We start from the raw sequence: 2,609 nt of genomic DNA, 5'->3' as shown, positions 1-2,609 counted from the left end.
AGAGCAGCCCGCCAACGCGATCGCCAAAGCGTGTGCGCGGGAAGGTATTTCACCTGCCGACCTGGATGTGGTGGAGATCAACGAGGCGTTCGCGGTCGTCGGGCTCGCCTCCGCCCGCAAGCTCGGCATCGACCCGGAGAAGGTGAACGTCAACGGCGGCGCGATCGCGATCGGTCATCCCCTGGGCATGTCGGGCGCCCGCATCGTGCTGCATCTGGCGCTGGAGCTGAAGCGTCGCGGCGGCGGGATCGGCGCGGCCGCGCTGTGCGGTGGCGGCGGTCAGGGCGACGCGCTCATCATCCGATCGGCCGGTTAGGGCGAGCGAGCCCGTCCGTTCGCACCATCGAGGTGGTCGCCGGACGGACGGGCTCCCGGGCCGATGCGGGGACGAAGACGCCCTCCTGCCGACGGTCGAATCCTGTTGCGCCACAACCGCAATCCTTGTGCCGAGTCGCTGACCGGGGGAAGTGACCCGAGATCAGTTCGGCCGAGGCGGCCGGCCATCCGCTTCGGCGTCGCCGAGAATGATCGAATTCAGCTGTCGCCGTAGCGCTTCCGGCGTGACGGGTCGCAGCTGCTGCTGCACGATGGTGCCCAGCAGCCAGGACAGTACCGTATCGGCCGTCGAGACCGGGTCGTCGACGCCCAAATCGGCCGTGCGGTCGTGCAGCACGGCGTGCATGTCGTTCAGGGTCGCCGCGACGGTGTCGGACGACCGTCGCCGGCCGGCGTCGATCCAATACTCGAACCACAGGTACGCGGCATTGGGTCTTTCGCTGAACGTGGCCAGGTAGGCGGCCACGACCGCCCACAACTTGTCGGGCGGCGCGGACTCGGCCGCGGCTGCCCGGCGCAGAGCGGCGACGGTCGCCGTCACATGCTCGCGCATCGCGAGGTCGATGATCTCGTGAATGTCGTCGAAGTAGTAGTGCACCGCACTCTTGCTGAGCGGGCTTGCCTCCGCGACGGCACGCGCCGTGCACGCGGCCAGCCCGTCGCGCGCAAGCACCTGTTTGGCGGCGTCGATGATCTGCTCGCGCTTGCCGCGCCGGTTGGCTTCGATCACGGGTCGGGTCACAGCCTCAATCTAATGGACTCGTTGCCAAGTTGGGACGCGCGGCCTAATATCAGGACGCATGTCCCAAGTTTTCGTATTTCACGACGTCCGTACCACTGACCCCGATGCCTCACGCCGGTTCTACGGTGAGATGTTCGGCTGGCCGGTCACCGAGTCTCCGGCCGGGCCGATGTTCGGTGACGACGATGAGGTCTGGGGTGGGTTGACGCCGCTCGCCGCGGGCGACGCGCGTCGCCCACAATGGATTCCGTATGTTCCGGTGTCCGACGTGGATGCCGCGGCCGAGCGCGCGATTGCGCTGGGAGCGCGAATCGTCAAACCCCGCACCGATCTGCCGCCCGGGTCCGTGGTCGTCATCGATGAGCCCGGTGGCGCGACACTGGCGCTGTGGCAGGCCGCGAAGCGGTGAGTGCTGCGCGTCGGGCGGCCTCGCGCGAAGACGACCGGACGTTGCTGCTCGGCGGTCGGTTAGGCTCGATGGCGTGGAAGTTGTGGCGGGTCCGGCGAACGGTGTCGCGGCTCGGCCCGATTACAGTGCGGCCAAGCAGCGCACGATCGATACGGCGATACGGCTGTTCGCCGAACACGGCGTCAGCGGCACTTCGTTGCAGATGATCGCCGATGCGGTCGGAATCACGAAAGCGGCTGTCTACCACCAGTTTCGAACCAAGGACGAGATCGTGGTGGCGGTCGTCGACTCCGAGCTGGCCGGTTTGGCCGCGGCGGTGTCGGTCGCCGAATCCCAGGACGACTCCGAGTCGGCCCGGCAGGTGCTGGTCGAGCAGGTGGTCGCGCTGGTCGTGCGGCGTCGGCACTTGATCGGGATGTTGCAGACCGATCCGGTGCTGGTGCGGTCCCTGGCGGAGAACAAGCCGTTCCAGCGGATGATCGAGGGCCTGATCGCGAAGCACGTCGGCGATGTCGGTGACAGCGGGGTCCGGGTGAAGGTCGCGATGGTGTCCGCCGCGATCGGCGGCGCGGTGACTCATCCGCTCGTCGCCGATCTCGACGACGAGGTGCTGTTCGCCCATCTGCTGGAGATCACCCATAAACTGCTCGAAATGCCCGGCTGACCGCGTCGCGCGGACCGCTCACTTGGCGGCGGTGAGCAGTCCGGCCTGCGTGCGGGCGATCATCGCGGACCACAGCGTCCACTGCCCCGACGGGATCAGCGGGTCGAAACCGGTGAGTGTGGCGACTCGTTTGAGCCGGTAGTCGACGGTGTTGACGTGGATGTTGAGCCGGTGGGCGATGGCTTGGCGGCTCAGGATGCCGGGCAGGTGCAGGCGCAGGGTCTGCATGAGGTGCGGGGCGTGTTCGATGGGGGCCAGTACCGCGGCGAGTTGGTCGCGGGCCGGGCCGGGGCGGGTGAGCTGGTATTCCACTGCCAGGTCCGTGAGCCGGTACATTTTGCCGATGCGGCCGAATACCAGTGCCAGGTCGAGGATTTCGTGTGCGTGGCGCACCGCGCCGGCGATCGCGCCCGGCGCCGCGGAGGTGGTGGCCGCGGTGAGGCCGACCCCGGCCGCCG

At 68.1% G+C, this 2,609-nt stretch carries 4 protein-coding genes and 1 pseudogene; 3 read left to right on the top strand and 2 right to left on the bottom strand.

Annotated elements, in window-relative coordinates; all coding sequences use genetic code 11:
* A pseudogene (locus tag AC5WS7_RS40525) lies at window positions 1-316 on the top strand (acetyl-CoA C-acyltransferase); the annotation flags it as partial.
* Window positions 317-478: 162 nt separating this feature from the next.
* Here AC5WS7_RS40525 and AC5WS7_RS40520 read toward each other — a convergent pair.
* The gene (locus AC5WS7_RS40520) at window positions 479-1,078 is read right to left on the bottom strand and encodes a TetR/AcrR family transcriptional regulator (protein ID WP_495959974.1); all 600 of its coding nucleotides are present in this window, start codon (window positions 1,076-1,078) and stop codon (window positions 479-481) included.
* A 58-nt stretch (window positions 1,079-1,136) separates the two neighbouring features.
* Here AC5WS7_RS40520 and AC5WS7_RS40515 point away from each other — a divergent pair, with 58 nt between their 5' ends.
* Both AC5WS7_RS40515 and AC5WS7_RS40510 read left to right on the top strand, forming a co-directional pair.
* Window positions 1,137-1,487, top strand: a complete 351-nt coding sequence (locus tag AC5WS7_RS40515; protein WP_495959973.1) for a VOC family protein — start codon at window positions 1,137-1,139, stop codon at window positions 1,485-1,487.
* 73 nt (window positions 1,488-1,560) lie between these two features.
* Window positions 1,561-2,151, top strand: a complete 591-nt coding sequence (locus AC5WS7_RS40510) for a TetR/AcrR family transcriptional regulator (RefSeq protein ID WP_495959972.1) — start codon at window positions 1,561-1,563, stop codon at window positions 2,149-2,151.
* Window positions 2,152-2,169: 18 nt separating this feature from the next.
* Here the strand turns inward: AC5WS7_RS40510 and AC5WS7_RS40505 are convergent.
* Window positions 2,170-2,609, bottom strand: a 440-nt coding sequence (locus tag AC5WS7_RS40505; RefSeq protein ID WP_495959971.1) for a PucR family transcriptional regulator, incomplete at its 5' end; no start/stop codon positions are given.

The sequence above is a fragment of the Nocardia sp. PLKS1-43 genome (genome assembly GCF_059510335.1).
The sequence above is the reverse complement of the archived record's forward strand: the minus strand, read 5'-3'. Positions and strand labels throughout refer to the sequence as shown.